Source organism: Rhodoblastus sphagnicola (assembly GCF_002937075.1).
Classification (GTDB): domain Bacteria; phylum Pseudomonadota; class Alphaproteobacteria; order Rhizobiales; family Beijerinckiaceae; genus Rhodoblastus; species Rhodoblastus sphagnicola.
This window is the reverse complement of sequence record NZ_NHSJ01000041.1, coordinates 1-14072: the sequence shown is the minus strand read 5'-3', so window position 1 is coordinate 14072 and position 14072 is coordinate 1. Positions and strand designations below refer to the sequence as shown.

General features: G+C 64.0%; 13 protein-coding genes. 11 read left to right on the top strand and 2 right to left on the bottom strand.

Annotated elements, in window-relative coordinates:
- The first annotated feature begins 6 nt into the window (after nt 1-6).
- The 7 genes from rquA to CCR94_RS06200 all read left to right on the top strand — a co-directional run bounded on the left by rquA (nt 7) and on the right by CCR94_RS06200 (nt 7800).
- Nucleotides 7-951: a rhodoquinone biosynthesis methyltransferase RquA gene (gene rquA, locus CCR94_RS06230; RefSeq protein ID WP_206605786.1), complete on the top strand. Its 945-nt coding sequence runs from the start codon at nt 7-9 to the stop codon at nt 949-951.
- Nucleotides 952-1160: 209 nt separating this feature from the next.
- Nucleotides 1161-2108: a glycosyltransferase family 2 protein gene (locus tag CCR94_RS06225; RefSeq protein ID WP_184421332.1), complete on the top strand. Its 948-nt coding sequence runs from the start codon at nt 1161-1163 to the stop codon at nt 2106-2108.
- 34 nt (nt 2109-2142) lie between these two features.
- Nucleotides 2143-3108 (top strand): lysylphosphatidylglycerol synthase transmembrane domain-containing protein, encoded by a 966-nt coding sequence (locus CCR94_RS06220; RefSeq protein WP_206605785.1) that lies wholly within the window; start codon nt 2143-2145, stop codon nt 3106-3108.
- A complete protein-coding gene (locus CCR94_RS06215) occupies nt 3105-4424 on the top strand; it encodes an NAD(P)/FAD-dependent oxidoreductase (protein WP_104507017.1) in 1320 nt (439 codons plus the stop codon). The genes CCR94_RS06220 and CCR94_RS06215 overlap by 4 nt, the downstream gene beginning before the upstream one ends.
- Nucleotides 4425-4504: 80 nt before the next feature.
- Nucleotides 4505-5128, top strand: a complete 624-nt coding sequence (locus tag CCR94_RS06210) for a hypothetical protein (protein WP_104507016.1) — start codon at nt 4505-4507, stop codon at nt 5126-5128.
- 51 nt (nt 5129-5179) lie between these two features.
- Nucleotides 5180-6412: a putative DNA modification/repair radical SAM protein gene (locus CCR94_RS06205; RefSeq protein ID WP_104507015.1), complete on the top strand. Its 1233-nt coding sequence runs from the start codon at nt 5180-5182 to the stop codon at nt 6410-6412.
- Nucleotides 6403-7800 (top strand): UdgX family uracil-DNA binding protein, encoded by a 1398-nt coding sequence (locus tag CCR94_RS06200; RefSeq protein ID WP_104507014.1) that lies wholly within the window; start codon nt 6403-6405, stop codon nt 7798-7800. The genes CCR94_RS06205 and CCR94_RS06200 overlap by 10 nt, the downstream gene beginning before the upstream one ends.
- Nucleotides 7801-8245: 445 nt before the next feature.
- On the opposite strand, the gene CCR94_RS06195 is transcribed toward CCR94_RS06200, so the two are convergent.
- Together CCR94_RS06195 and CCR94_RS06190 are read right to left on the bottom strand one after the other, a co-directional pair.
- Nucleotides 8246-8524 (bottom strand): hypothetical protein, encoded by a 279-nt coding sequence (locus CCR94_RS06195; protein WP_104507013.1) that lies wholly within the window; start codon nt 8522-8524, stop codon nt 8246-8248.
- A gap of 68 nt (nt 8525-8592) precedes the next feature.
- Nucleotides 8593-10281 carry an AMP-binding protein gene (locus tag CCR94_RS06190; RefSeq protein ID WP_104507065.1) on the bottom strand — a complete coding sequence of 563 codons (1689 nt, stop codon included), beginning with the start codon at nt 10279-10281 and terminating at the stop codon, nt 8593-8595.
- 119 nt (nt 10282-10400) lie between these two features.
- On the opposite strand from CCR94_RS06190, the gene CCR94_RS06185 reads away from it, so the two are divergent.
- The 4 genes from CCR94_RS06185 to CCR94_RS06170 form a co-directional block, all read left to right on the top strand.
- Nucleotides 10401-11324 carry a lipase family alpha/beta hydrolase gene (locus tag CCR94_RS06185; protein ID WP_104507012.1) on the top strand — a complete coding sequence of 308 codons (924 nt, stop codon included), beginning with the start codon at nt 10401-10403 and terminating at the stop codon, nt 11322-11324.
- Nucleotides 11321-11632 carry a hypothetical protein gene (locus CCR94_RS06180; protein WP_104507011.1) on the top strand — a complete coding sequence of 104 codons (312 nt, stop codon included), beginning with the start codon at nt 11321-11323 and terminating at the stop codon, nt 11630-11632. Before CCR94_RS06185 ends, CCR94_RS06180 begins: the two co-directional genes overlap by 4 nt.
- A 182-nt stretch (nt 11633-11814) precedes the next feature.
- Entirely contained in the window at nt 11815-12918 is a 1104-nt protein-coding gene (nadA, locus tag CCR94_RS06175) for a quinolinate synthase NadA (RefSeq protein WP_104507010.1), read from the top strand.
- Nucleotides 12919-12989: 71 nt separating this feature from the next.
- Nucleotides 12990-14072: L-aspartate oxidase (locus CCR94_RS06170; RefSeq protein ID WP_104507064.1), on the top strand; the 1083-nt coding region annotated here is incomplete at its 3' end.

Genomic DNA, 14072 nt, shown 5'->3' with positions numbered 1-14072 from the left:
ACAAAAATGGCGCGGCGGTCCGAAAAGGCCGCCGCGTCCAATAACGATGAAGCCGACACGCCAGATGGCGCTAGGAGGTCGCCGGCGTTTCAGGTTAGGTTGTCTTATCTTGACCGCACGCGCGCCGGGGATGTCCAAGTGCTCTTAAATGGAAATAGTTCAACAGAGGTCGATCGAGTGGTCGATCTTCAGGCCGATCGCGCCAATTCCGTCATGTCTCCCGCATCAGGGGAGCCTCCGATCGCGGAGGCCGAGGCCGGGATCAATGGCGCCCAGGCAATCCCAAGCTATCTGACGGATAACTATTGGTGGGCTTATGTTCACCCCAACGCTGTTTGGGTGTTCGAGCGGCAATGGCTGATCGACGCTATTCTCTGGGGTAATTATCACCGCCTGCGCGATGCCGCGCTGGACGCGCTCGGACCTACTTTGCCGGGCCGCACACTCCAGGTCGCCAGTGCTTATGGCGATTTCACGCCTTCGCTGCTGGATCGCGCCGTCGCCGGACAAGGCGAAGTCGATGTGATCGATGTGCTGCCGATCCAGCTCGAGAATCTCAAACGCAAACTCCGCGCGAACGCGCCCGTGCGCTTGGCGACGATGGACTCGGCGGCGTTGACGTTCGAGTCCGCAAGCTTCGATCGCGTGGTGCTGTTTTTTCTGCTGCACGAAATGCCAGAGGATTGGCGTCGTCGCACGCTGGCGGAGGCGTTAAGGGTGGTGCGGCCGGGCGGTCGCGTCGTCATCATGGAATATGCGCAACCGGCGCGCTGGAATCCCATGCGCTATCTGTTCGCGCCGATCCTCGCCAGGTTGGAACCGTTCGCACTCGACCTGTGGCGACACGACATCAGGGACTTCCTGCCCGCGGATGCTAAGATAGGCGGTTTTGAAATTCAGCGGTTCTTCGGCGGCTTGTACCAACTGGTCAGCTTCGAACGGACTGAATAGGCGTAACGGAAGTCGTGATCGACCGAAGTTTCGACCAAAACGCGCGGGCGGAGTTCCGCGCGATTGGTTGTTTTGGCGTCGGGGCGCGATTTGAAATGTCGGCGGCTTCTGTTACCTTGCGTCTCCTAAAGGCAGACATGCGCTGGGACAAGTCTGTTCAGGCGGTTGGGAAGCGGGCGTTTATCGTCTCCGCGCAGATGGAACACCGTATGCCCGTTGGAAAAGCGACGATTTCAATAGTCGTCCCCTGTTACAATGAAGAGAAAGTCATTGCCGAGACCTTGAAACGCCTTTGCGCCCTGGCGAACAGGGTCGAGGATGATCTGGAACTTATCTTTGTTGATGACGGCAGCGCCGACCAGACGCGCGAAATCGTCAAATCCTTCGACTCCCAGGGCGTGCCCATTCGCCTCATTGGTTTCTCCCGCAACTTCGGACACCAGATCGCGGTTTCCGCCGGCATCGACGCGGCCAAGGGCGACGCCATCGTGCTGATCGACGCCGACCTGCAAGACCCGCCCGAAATCATTCCGGAAATGATCCGGAAATGGCGCGAAGGTTATGAGGTCGTCTACGGCGTGCGCACCGAGCGTCCCGGAGAATCCCTGTTCAAAGTCGCCACAGCGCGCGGATTTTATCGGCTGCTCAACGAATTCTCGGACGTCCCCATTCCCTTTGACACCGGCGACTTTCGCCTGATGAGCAAGACCGTTGCGGATGTGCTGCGGTCCATGCCGGAGCGCGATCGCTTTTTGCGGGGAATGGTCAGTTGGGTCGGCTTCAAGCAGACGCCGCTGCCCTACAAGCGCGCGCCGCGTTTCGCCGGAGCCACGAAATATCCGCTGGCGAAAATGATTCGCTTCGCGGTGGACGGCATTCTTTCGTTTTCGATCAAGCCGCTGCAATTGTCGGTGTCGCTCGGCATGACCTGCGCGGTGATGGCGGTGATCGGCATCGTCTATGCCCTGTATCTGCGCATTTTCACGGACATATGGGTCGAGGGCTGGACGGCGCTCATGATCGCCGTGCTGTTTCTCGGCGGCGTGCAACTCATTTCGGTAGGAATTCTCGGGGAATATGTCGGCCGCATCTACAGCGAGTCGAAAGGCCGTCCGCTCTATGTCGTCGATGAATATCACGGCTTCCCCCCACCCTGACGCGCGACCGGCCCGGGGTCGCGGCCGCAGGAGAGTGGCGCAGGCGGCGATCGGCCTCGCGCTGACGTGCCTGTTTCTCTGGCTCGGCTTTCGCCAGATCCAGGTCGAACAGGTCTCCGCTGCGATCTCTCAGGCGCGCGCCTCCTGGGTGATCGGCGCCTTGGTCGCCTTTCTGCTGGGCTATTCCTGCCGGGTGGCGCGCTGGCGGGTCATGCTCTGCGCGCATAATCCCAAGCTCACATGGCGCGATTGCGCCGGCCCGTTGTTCGCCAGCGTCGCCGCCAACAATCTGCTGCCTTTCCGCATGGGCGATCTCGTGCGCTCCTTCGGCTTCTGCAAGCAACTCGGCGTCTCCCAGGGCGTGGCGGTCACCACCCTGTTCGTCGAGCGCCTGCTCGATCTTCTGATGGTCCTGCTGTTTCTCGCCGCCGCGTTGGCGGTGTTCGGCGGCGGCGGGCTGATCCGGCTGAGCAGCCTGATCCCGGTCGTCACCATCGCCGGTCTGGCGGGCCTGCTGTTGTTTCCCGCCGTGTTCGAACGAATTGCGCTGCATCTGACGGCGGCGCTGCGGCGGTTTCTCCCCGGCTTGAGCGAAGGCCTCAGCCGCGAAATCCATCGCGGCGCCGAAACCATTGGCCATGTCAGCATCCCCGCCACCATGTTCCGGTTGCTGGGCTGGTCCGCCCTGGCATGGCTCTGCGAAGGCTTGGTGTTCTGGTTCTGCGCTCTCGCGCTGCCGACGGTGCAAAACCCCGCCGGCGCGTGGCTGGCGCTTCCCGTCGGCACGCTGGCGACGGTGATCCCGAGTTCGCCCGGCTTCGTCGGCACGTTCGACTATTTCACCGCGCAGGCGCTGATGCGCTCCGGCGACAGTTTCGCCACGGGCGCTGCCTTCGCCGTGCTGGTCCATCTTCTCCTGTGGCTGCCGCCAACCCTGTTGGGGGGACTCCATCTGCTGTCGCATCCGGTCAAGGGCCTGTTGAAAACGGAAAAAGCATGAGCGAAGCGCGCAACTTCGATGTGGTGATCATTGGCGCTGGTTTTACCGGCCTCAGCGCGGCCTATGAACTCGCCCGCGCCGGCCAGAAGGTCGCGATTCTGGAGCAGGCCGAAGAAATCGGCGGCCTCGCCGCCGCGTTCAACGTCGGCGGAAGCCGTCTCGACCGGTTCTACCATCATTGGTTCACCAACGATCGCGAGGTGATGGGGCTGATCGACGAACTCGGCCTGTCTGATCAGGTCCGCATCAACCCGACCAATACCGGGGTCTATTACGCCAATACAGTCTTCAAGCTTTCGACGCCGCTCGATCTCTTGAAATTTTCGCCGTTAAACCTGTTCGACCGCATCAAACTCGGACTGCTCGCGCTGCGGGCGCGCCGGGTCACGGACTGGATGGCGCTGGAGGGTCGGACCGCCGCCGACTGGCTGCGCGAACTCGGCGGCGAGCGTGTGTTCCAGGTGGTGTGGGAGCCGCTGCTGAAGGGCAAGTTCGGCCCCTATGCTGAAGACGTGTCCGCCGTCTGGTTCTGGAACAAGATCAAGTTGCGCGGCGGCAGCCGGGGCAAAGCCGGCGAGGAGCGCCTCGCCTATTATAAGGGCGGCTTCGTCGCGCTGGCCGACGCGCTGGCGGCGAAAATCAAGAGTTTTGGCGCGGAAATCGAGCTGGGCGCCGGCGTCAGCGCGGTGCGGCCGCGTGAGAACGGCGGCTGGGAAGTGGTCACCGCCAAGGGCGTGTTCACGGCCGCGCGCGTCGTCGCCACCACGGCGCTGCCCATCGTCGCCGATCTCATCGCCGACTGGGCCGAACCTGATCATCTCGCCCGCCTCAACGCCATCGACTATATCGGCAATGTCTGCCTGGTGCTCGAACTCGACCGCTCGCTGTCCTCGACCTATTGGCTGAACGTCAACGACGCCTCTTTTCCCTTTGTCGGCGTGATCGAACATACCAATTTCGAAGGACCGGAAAATTACGCCGGCCGCCACATCGTCTATCTTTCGAAATACGTGCCGCACACCGACCCGCTCTACACGATGAGCGACGACGCCTTCTTCGCCTATGCGCTGCCCTATCTTCAGGCCATGTTCCCCAAACTGGACAGGTCATGGAGTCTGGCGCATCACGTCTGGCGGGCGCGCTGGTCGCAGCCAGTGGTCGGCAAACATTACAGCCGGTTGATTCCCCCGCAGGACGGCCCGCGCCCCGGTCTGCACCTGTGTTCGATGGCGCAAATTTACCCCGAGGATCGCGGCACCAATTACGCCATCCGCGAGGGACGCGCGATTGGCCGGCGGCTTGTCTCAAGCGATTGAGCCGGCATTGAGCGGACGCACGTAAACAATCCTCAACGGTTTCCCTCTATCAACGAGGCTCACATGAAAGGTCGAGCCTCATGACGATCGCCATTGAGCCCTACAGCGCGCCGAAAGCGACCGTCCTGCCCTCACTCGCCTTTTACGTGCTGGCGGCGTCGATCGGGCTCGCCCTTTTCGTCGGCGCCTTCGCGGCCGATTTGTTCTCGGCGGACGAAGTGCTGTTCTTTCGCGGGTTGAAACTGATCGCCCTCGCCGCGATGCTTCAATTCCTGTTCACCTTCCCCTTGCGCCATCTGCTGAACCGTCGGTGCGGCGGGCAGATTTCAATTCATCACCAGATCGCCACGGTCAGCCTCGCCATCGGCTTGAACATGACCTTTCTCATCGTGGTGCCGGTGACGCTCGACCGTTCGGTGAGCGTGTTCCTGCTGGGCGTCATGAACGAGCGCCCGACCGAGACGTTTACGGCGGATCGCCTGGAAACGGTGTTCGACGACGTCTACGTGCGCAAATATGGCGCGATGGACCGTCGCATCAAGGAACAGTTGCGCAGCGGCAATATCGCGCCCAGCGGCGAGGGTTTTATCATCACGCCGGTCGGGCGCGCCTTCATCCGGTTCTCCAACGCGGTCGCGACTTTGTTCCACCTCAACCGGCGCTACATCAATCCGGAACTGGAAACCGTCGCGGCATCGAACTGAAAACGCGCAGCGCCGCTTGACAGAGCGTGAACGTTTGGCGAACATCGGCGCATGGGTTCGAACATCCGGCAAAAGCTCGCCATACTCGCCGACGCCGCCAAATATGACGCCTCCTGCGCGTCCAGCGGCGGCGCCAAGCGCGATTCGCGCGGCGCGAAGGGCGTGGGTTCTGTCAACGGCTCCGGCATCTGTCATTCCTACACGCCGGATGGCCGCTGCGTTTCGCTGCTGAAGATCCTTCTGACCAACTACTGCATGTACGATTGCGCCTTCTGCGTGAACCGGGTGTCGTCCAATGTGCGGCGGGCGCGGTTCACGGCGGAAGAGGCGGCGCAACTCACCATCGATTTTTACCGCCGCAACTTCATCGAGGGCCTGTTTTTGTCGTCGGGCATCATCCGCTCGCCCGACTATACGATGGAGCACTTGATCGAAACCGCGCGCCTGCTGCGCGAAACCCACCAGTTTCGCGGCTATATCCATCTGAAAGCCATAGCCGACGCCGACCCGGCGCTGATCGCCCGCGCCGGCGAACTGGCCGACCGCCTGTCGGTCAATATCGAACTGCCGCAAGAGGCGAGTTTCAAAACGCTGGCGCCGGAAAAACAGTTTTCGACCATTCGCAAGAGCATGGCGTCGATTCGCGGCCAGATCGACAACCACGCGGCGGAAAAATCCGCGCGCAAACGCCGCTTCGCCACGGGGCAATCCACGCAAATGATCGTCGGCGCCGATTCCACCGACGATTCCACGATCCTGCGGACCAGCGCCATGCTCTATGGCGGCTACCGCCTGCGCCGGGTCTATTACTCGGCCTTTTCGCCGATCCCCGACGCCTCCGCCGCGCTGCCCCCGCGCGCGCCGCCGCTGCGACGCGAACATCGGCTCTATCAGGCGGACTGGCTGCTGCGGAACTACGGTTTCAGCATCGATGAGCTGACGCAGGCGACGGACGGCGGCATGCTCGACCTCGACCTCGATCCGAAAACAAGCTGGGCGCTGAAAAACCGGGCGCTGTTTCCGGTGGACGTCAACCGCGCGCCGCGCGAAATGCTGTTGCGCGTGCCCGGTCTTGGGGTGCGCGCGGCGGATCGGATGATCGCCGCAAGGCGCCACGCCGCGCTGCGGCTCGACGACATCTCCCGCCTCGCAAGCAGCGTCAAGAAACTCCTGCCCTTCATCACCGCGCTCGACTGGACCCCCGGCGCCACGCTCGACTCCGAGCGCCTGATGCAAAAACTACGGCCGGAGCCGCGCCAGTTGGACCTGTTCGCATGCGCATGATTGCGCTGGACCGGCCAGATGATCCGGAACGTTTTTACCAACACGCCGCCGCCCTGATCGCCGAGGGCGAGACCCCGGAACGCGTCGGCTGGAGCGTCGGCGCGGCGGGTGATCTGTTCGCCAGCGCCGCCCCGGCGCCGCGCGCTCCCTGGCGCGGCGAAAAGCATTTTACCGCCGCGCTGCTGCATCGCGCGGAAAGCCGCTTCGCCATGGTCTATCGCGCGCTGTGGCGCGCGGCGCGCGACCCGCGTTTCCTGCAAAACCCCGCCGATTCCGACGTCCGCGCCTTAAAAAAGCTGGAGGGCGAGGCGCGGCGCGACATCCACAAGATGCGCGCCTTCGTGCGCTTCCGCGAACTGGGCGATGGCGCGCAAGCGCGCTTCCTCGCCTGGTACGAGCCGAGCCATTACACCCTGCGCGCCAACGCCGATTTTTTCGCCCGCCGCTTCGCCAACATGCGCTGGTCGATCGTCACGCCGGAATTGTCAGCCCATTATGACGAAGGCGAAGTGCGTTTCGCGCCCGGCGGCGCGCGCGGCGATGTCCCGGCTGACGACGCCCGCGACGAAGACTGGCGCACCTATTACGCCTCGATCTTCAACCCGGCGCGCCTCAATCTTGCCGCCATGCAATCGCAATTGCCGAAAAAATTCTGGCGCAACCTGCCGGAGGCGCAAGCGATTCCCGCGCTCGCCCGCGCCGCGCAAAACCGCGCCGAGGCCATGATCGCGACGCCGCCAACGCCACCGCGTTTTTCTCTTTCGCGCCCGCCCGCGCCGCAGTCGGAAGCGCCCGCCGATGCAAGCGATCTCGCCGACCTCCGCGCGCAACTCGCCTGTTGCGAAAAATGCCCGCTCCACCGCGACGCCACCCAAACCGTTTGCGGCGCCGGCCCGGCGCGTGCGCAGTTGATGATCGTCGCGGAGCAACCGGGCGATCAGGAAGACATTTGCGGCGCGCCGCTGGTCGGCCCGGCGGGAAAAGTGTTTGATGAGGCCCTGCGCCGCGTCGGCTGCGTCCGCGCCGAAATTTACGTCACCAACGCCGTCAAACATTTCAAGTTCACGTTGAAGGGCAAGCGCCGCATCCACGCCAAGCCGAGCGTCGGCGAAATCGACGCCTGTTCATGGTGGCTGCATCGCGAAATTGAACTGATGCGGCCAAAAATCATCGTCGCCATGGGCGCCTCCGCGCTGCGCGGGCTGACCGGCCAAACTCTCTCCGTGCGCGAAAGCCGGGGCGGGCTCATTGAGCTTGCGGAAAACCGCCGCCTGCTCGCCACCACCCATCCCGCCTATCTGCTGCGGCTCGAAGACGAGCAGGAAAAACGCTTGGCATGGCGCGCCTTTCTCGACGATCTCACGCAGGCCGTAAAACTGGCGGAATGAATCGCCGCGCCAGTTTCGCCAGCGCCTCCAGAAGGTCGGTCTCGCCAACCTCGCGCGCGAGCAGGTCGCGCCGAACTTTTGCCAGCGGCCGCGCCTGAGGATAAAGGCGCTCGTCCGGGAAAAACACATTGGCGCCCCGGCCGCTGGCGTAATCCGGCGATTCCCGCAGTTTTTTTTCCGCACGGAGCCAAAATTCGCGCCGGCGCGGAATTTGTTAGCGCATATTCCCGAAAAGTGTGCGCGGTTTTCGGAAAAGAATATGCGAAAAACCAAAGAGCTAGAGCAAGTTTGGTGAACGGGGTTCACCAAACTTGCTCTAGCGCGAGGGCGCTCCGATGCAATCGTCTCATTCGCTGCGCCTGTCCTTTCGGGCCGGAGACACGCAAACGCCGCCGAATCGGGTCCGGCGGCGTGCTTGCGAGGTTTCAGTCAGCCGAGCGCATCCTCACCAACGGCGCCAGTGGCGGTGATGCCCGTAATGACGCCGGTAATGACGGCGATAATAATAAGTCTTTTCGATCAGGGGCGACGACCCGGCCTGCATGGCGAGGATCGACGCGGAGATGGGCGCGGCCTGCGCGGATTCAGGGCCCGGCGCTAACAAGACGGAGGAACCCAACAGCGCGGCGCATGCGAGTTTCACGATTGGGCGTATCATGGCGACCTCCCGTTCTGGACCGGCGCGCCCGCTCTTGTTGTTGTTGTCGGCGGGCCGCCAGACCAAATGATGCTCTTGCGCCCGCGCGACATCAAGCGTGAAACCCCGGCGTTGCGCAAATCATACGGCGGCGATCAATGCGCCTGCTGGGGCGCTGGCGGGTGCTCTTCGCGCAGCGCGCGCCGCAGGATCTTGCCGACGCTGGTCTTGGGCAGGTCGCAACGAAACTCGATGTGACGCGGAATTTTATAGCCGACGAGATATTTGCGGCAATGGGCGACCAGATCCTCCGCGACCAGCCCCTCATCGCGCTTGACCACGACGATCTTGACCGCCTCGCCCGTGCGCGCATCGAACACGCCGACGGCGCCGACTTCCTTCACGCCCTGGTGCAGCGCGACAATGTCCTCGACCTCGCAGGGGTAGACGTTGAAGCCGGAGACCAGGATCATGTCCTTCTTGCGATCGACGACGCGCACGAAACCCTGCGCGTCCGAGGTCACAATGTCGCCCGTCCGCAAGAAGCCATCGGGGGTGAAAGCCGCCGCCGTTTCCTCCGGGCGCTTCCAATAGCCGCGCATGAGCTGCGGCCCCTTGATGCAGAGTTCGCCCTGTTGGCCGAGCGGAACCTCGACGCCGGCTTCGTCGCGGATGGAGATTTCGGTCCGCGGCATGGGCAGGCCGGCGGCGCCGCTGAAACCTTCGAGATCGAGCGGATTGATCATGGCGGCGGGCGAACATTCGGTCAGGCCGTAGCCTTCGATCAGCGTGCGGCCGGTGACGGCCTTCCATTTTTCCGCGACCGCCTTGTGCAGCGACATGCCGCCGGACACCGAGATCTTCATCGCGCTGAAATCGAGCCGGCAGAAGGCTTCTTTGGCGAGCAGGGCGTTGAACAGGGTGTTGACCCCGCTGATGGCCGTGAACCGGGTGCGGGCCAGTTCGCGCACCATGCCCTTGATGTCGCGCGGGTTGACGATCAGCAGGTTGGCGGCGCCGAACCTCATGAACAGCAGGCAACTCACGGTCAGGGCGAAGATATGGTAAAGCGGCAGGGGAGTGACGACGGTTTCGCAGGCGTCCTCGACAAAGGGCCGGCACCAGGCGAAGCCCTGCTGCACATTGGCGATCACGCCGCCATGCGTCAGCTCGGCGCCGATGGGCGCCCCGGTGGTGCCGCCGGTATATTGCAGAAAGGCGAGATCGTCGGGACCAAGCTCCGGCAAAACCAGCGGCGCGCGCGCGCCAAGGCGCAACGCCTCCGCGAAGGAAACCGCGCCGGGAATGTCAAAGGCCGGAACCAGCCGCTTGACATGCCTGACGACAAAATTGGTCAGCGCGCCCTTGGCGAATCCGAGCAGGTCGCCCATGGTCGCGACCACCACGCAACGCACCGAAGTGCGTTGCGCCGCCGCCGCCGCCGTAACAGCGAAATTCTCGATCACCACCAGCGCCTCGGCGCCGGAATCCTTCAACTGCCGCTCAAGCTCGTAAGCGGTGTAGAGCGGATTGCAGTTGACGACGACATAACCAGCCGACAGCGCCCCGAACAGCGCGACGGGATAGCTCAGCAGATTTGGCGCCATCAGCGCCACCCGCGCGCCGCGCGGCAGTTTCACGACATTCTGCAAATAGGAGCCGAAATTCCAGCTCAGTTCGCGCAAGCGCCGGTAGGACAGACGCGCGCCCATGCTGATGAAGGCGGTGTTGTCGGGAAAGCGCGCGACGCAGTCCTCGAACATATGCCGCAGCGAGGGAAAGGCTTGGACGTCGATGTCCGCGTCGACTCCGGCGGGGTATCGCTCCAGCCAAATGCGTTCCACGTTGCGCCCTCCCGGTTTATTGTTGATCTTTGTCATTGCGCAACCCGCGCGTTCATAATTCGGTCGCCGCAGGGAAAAACAATGACGCCGATCAAAAGCGCGCGGCGTGGAGAGCTCTGATGCTGACCATAATATTGCGGATTGTTCTTGTTCTGATCCTAGTTGTCGCCGCGAGTCTCGGCCATCTCACGAAAATGCTGTTCGGCTTCGAGGCCGGACTGGTCGTCCTTCTTGTCTGTTTCTTCGGGCTGCAGACGGCGATTCCGCTCGGCGCCCTCGCCCTGAGCGCGCCCGGCTTCCTGCGGATTGCGCCGCCCCAGCGCCGATGGCTGGCGAGCGCCAGGGAAGTTCTTGAATTCTGGCGCGCCTTCGTATTGCTGATGCCGTTCGAAAACTTCTGGATGAGCGAGGAAAAGCCGCTGGCCCATGCGCCGGACGACATTCCGGTCGTGCTGATTCCCGGCTATGCCTGCAATCGCGCGCTGTGGTTCGATCTGAAGCGCGATCTTGAAGAGGCCGGCCGCCAGGTCGCGGCCGTGACCTTCGCATGGCCCTTCGCCGACATTGACCTGCTCGCGCGGCAGTTGGAGCAGCGCATCGCCCTTGTGCGCGAACAGACCGGGGCGACGCAAGTCCTGTTGGTCGGGCACAGCCTGGGCGGCCTGGTGGCGCGCGCTTACCTCGCCCGCCATGGCGGCGCCGGCGTCGCCGGCCTGATCACGCTGGCCACGCCGCATCATGGCGCGCGCCTCGCCAAATTCGCGCCCGGCCCCTGCGGTCGCCAGATGGAGGCGAAGTCGGCATGGCTGGCGGCGCTCAACGCGCAGGAGCCGCCGGTTCCCGTCCACGCCTTCTGGTCGGGCCGCGACGAATTCGTCTCGCCGCCCGAATCCGCCCGCCTGCCGGGCGCCGGAGAAACCTGCGCGCCGCTTTACGGCCATTACAGCGTGCTGCGGCATCCCGACGTGCTCAAGAAGGTTTTGAGCGCCTCCGCCGCGCCCGCAAAAGCCAAAGAAACCGTCGCAGATACAGTCTCCGCATGATCCGCGTTCGCCGCCTCGGGCTTTTCGTCCGTGGCGGCGGCGCCCGCTCGACCTTGGCCGCGCCGTCCTCACCCGGCAAAAGCTGTCGGAATCCGCGCAAGACGTCCGCCGGCCGCGCCAGCATCACGCAATTGAACTCCACGTCCGACAGCGGCGCCGCCTACAGCGCCAAAGTGGCGAGCTACGTTCCTACCGGGCGCGGGCGATGTGCGAACAGCTACACCCTGGCCTGCTTCCCATCCACCATGAGCGGCGCGCTGGCGAAGGCGCTCCCCGGCAGCTACACCTTCACCCAAATCAAGAACTAAATATCTCTCCGGCGACCGCTCGGCGATGGCGGCGTTTCGCCCGGCGGCTCGGCGCGAGGATCAAAAAGTCATGGGCTTGCATTATGCTCAGACTGAGTATATGTAAGTTCCATGACCGCCGCTGCGACGGCGCTTTTTTGGGTTCGTGTTATGCTCACGATGAGCATAAGGGGGTAAGCGTCATGCCGGCAACTTCCGCCAAAGCCGCCGCCTCGGGTTCGCCCGTATTCACCCGCGACGCGCAGGAGCGCCAACATGCGCTTCATGAGCCGCGTTTCGCGCCTGTCGCCATGCCCAATCTGGCCTGGACGCCGGAAGTCGCCCGCGAGACCGCGCATCTCTACGAAAAGGTCAAGGCGATCATTCCGCCGATCGAATGGCCGTTTCACGCGCCCTATGTGAAGGCGATCAACGAGCTGAAAAAGCAGCGCAACGCCGTCATTCTGGCGCACAACTACCAGACGCCGGAAATCTACAATTGTGTCGCCGACGTGGTCGGGGATTCCTTGCAGCTCGCCCGCGTCGCCGAACAGTCCGAGGCCGATGTCATCGTGCAGGGCGGCGTGCATTTCATGGCCGAGACGTCCAAGATTCTCAGCCCGGACAAGACCGTCTTGATCCCGGATTCCAAGGCCGGCTGCTCGCTCGCCGCCTCGATCACCGGCGAGGATGTTCGCGCGCTCCGGCGCAAATATCCGGGCGTGCCGGTGGTCGCCTATGTCAACACCTCGGCCGACGTGAAGGCGGAGGTGGACATTTGCTGCACCTCGTCCAATGCGGTGAAGATCGTGGAGAGCCTCGGCGTTGACACCGTCATCATGGTGCCCGACCGTTTCCTCGCCGCCAATATCGCGCGCCAGACCAAGGTGAAGATCATCGCCTGGCATGGCGCCTGCGAGGTGCATGAGCGCTTCACGGCCGAGGAGCTGCTGGCCTATCGCGCCAACGATCCCTCGATCGAACTGATTGCTCATCCCGAATGCCCGCCGGAAGTGGTCGATGTCTGCGACTTCTCCGGCTCGACGGCGGCGATGATCGATTATGTCAAGACGCGCCGGCCCAAGCGCGTCCTGCTGGTCACCGAATGCTCGATGGCCGACAATGTCGCGGCGGAGACGCCGGGCGTGGAATTCATCCGCCCCTGCAATCTCTGCCCGCATATGAAGCGCATCACGCTTCCCAAGATTCTCGACAGCCTCGTCTACATGCGTGATGAAGTCGTCATCGATCCGGCGCTCGCCGCCCGCGCCCGCCGCTCGGTGGAACGCATGATCGCGGTGAAATAGCCGCCTGACGGACCTGCCCCTGTCCCCACGCGGGACAGGGTTTTTGCAACGGTCAAACTGGACTTTCCGCAATGCGTTCATCCCCTGATCATCCTCTCCCCGAAGCCGGGGCAGGGGACTTGTGCGACATTCTCATCGTGGGCGGCGGCCTCGCCGGCCTGTTCTGCGCGCTCAAACTTGCGCCTGAGAAGGTGACGCTGCTCGTCGCTGCGCCGCTGGGGGAGGGGGCTTCTTCCGCCTGGGCGCAGGGCGGGGTCGCCGCCGCCGTCCTGCCCGGCGACAGCCCGGAACTGCACGCCCGGGACACGGCCGTCGCCGGCGCCGGCATCGTGGACATGGAGGTGGCGCTGTCGGTCGCCCGCGAGGCCCGCGCCCGCATCGACGATCTCCTGAGCTTTGGCGCGCCGTTCGACCGCGACGCGGCGGGCGCGCTCGTTCCCTCGCGCGAGGCGGCGCATTCGGCCCGGCGCATCGTCCGCGTCAAGGGCGACGGCGCCGGCGCGGCGATCATGGCCGCTTTGATCGCGCGCGTCCGCGCCACGCCGTCGATCAAGGTGATCGAAGGCCATGTCGCCGAAGATCTGATCGTGCAGAACGGCCGCGTCGCCGGCGTGTTCGCGCGCGACGCGGAAAACCGCTTCCACGCTTTCACCGCGCGCGCCACCATTCTGGCGACCGGCGGCATTGGCGCGCTCTATGCGCTGACCACCAATCCGCCGCAGGCGACTGGCGCGGCCCTGGCCATGGGCGCCCGCGCCGGCGCGCGGATCGCGGACGCCGAATTCGTGCAATTCCACCCCACCGCCATCGACATCGGCCGCGATCCCGCGCCGCTCGCCACCGAAGCCCTGCGCGGCGAGGGCGCCATTCTGGTCAACCGCGCCGGCAAAAGGTTCATGCCGGCGCTGCACAAGGATGCCGAACTGGCCCCGCGCGACATTGTCGCGCGCGGGGTTTTCGCCGAGGTCGCGGGCGGACGCGGCGCCTTTCTCGACGCCACCAAGGCGGTCGGCGCGGCTTTTTGCGAAAAATTCCCCAATGTCGCGAGCGCCTGCCTTGAGGCCGGCATCGACCCTGCGACACAGCCGATCCCGGTGGCGCCGGCGGAGCATTACCACATGGGCGGCCTGTGGACCGACGCGCGCGGCCGTACC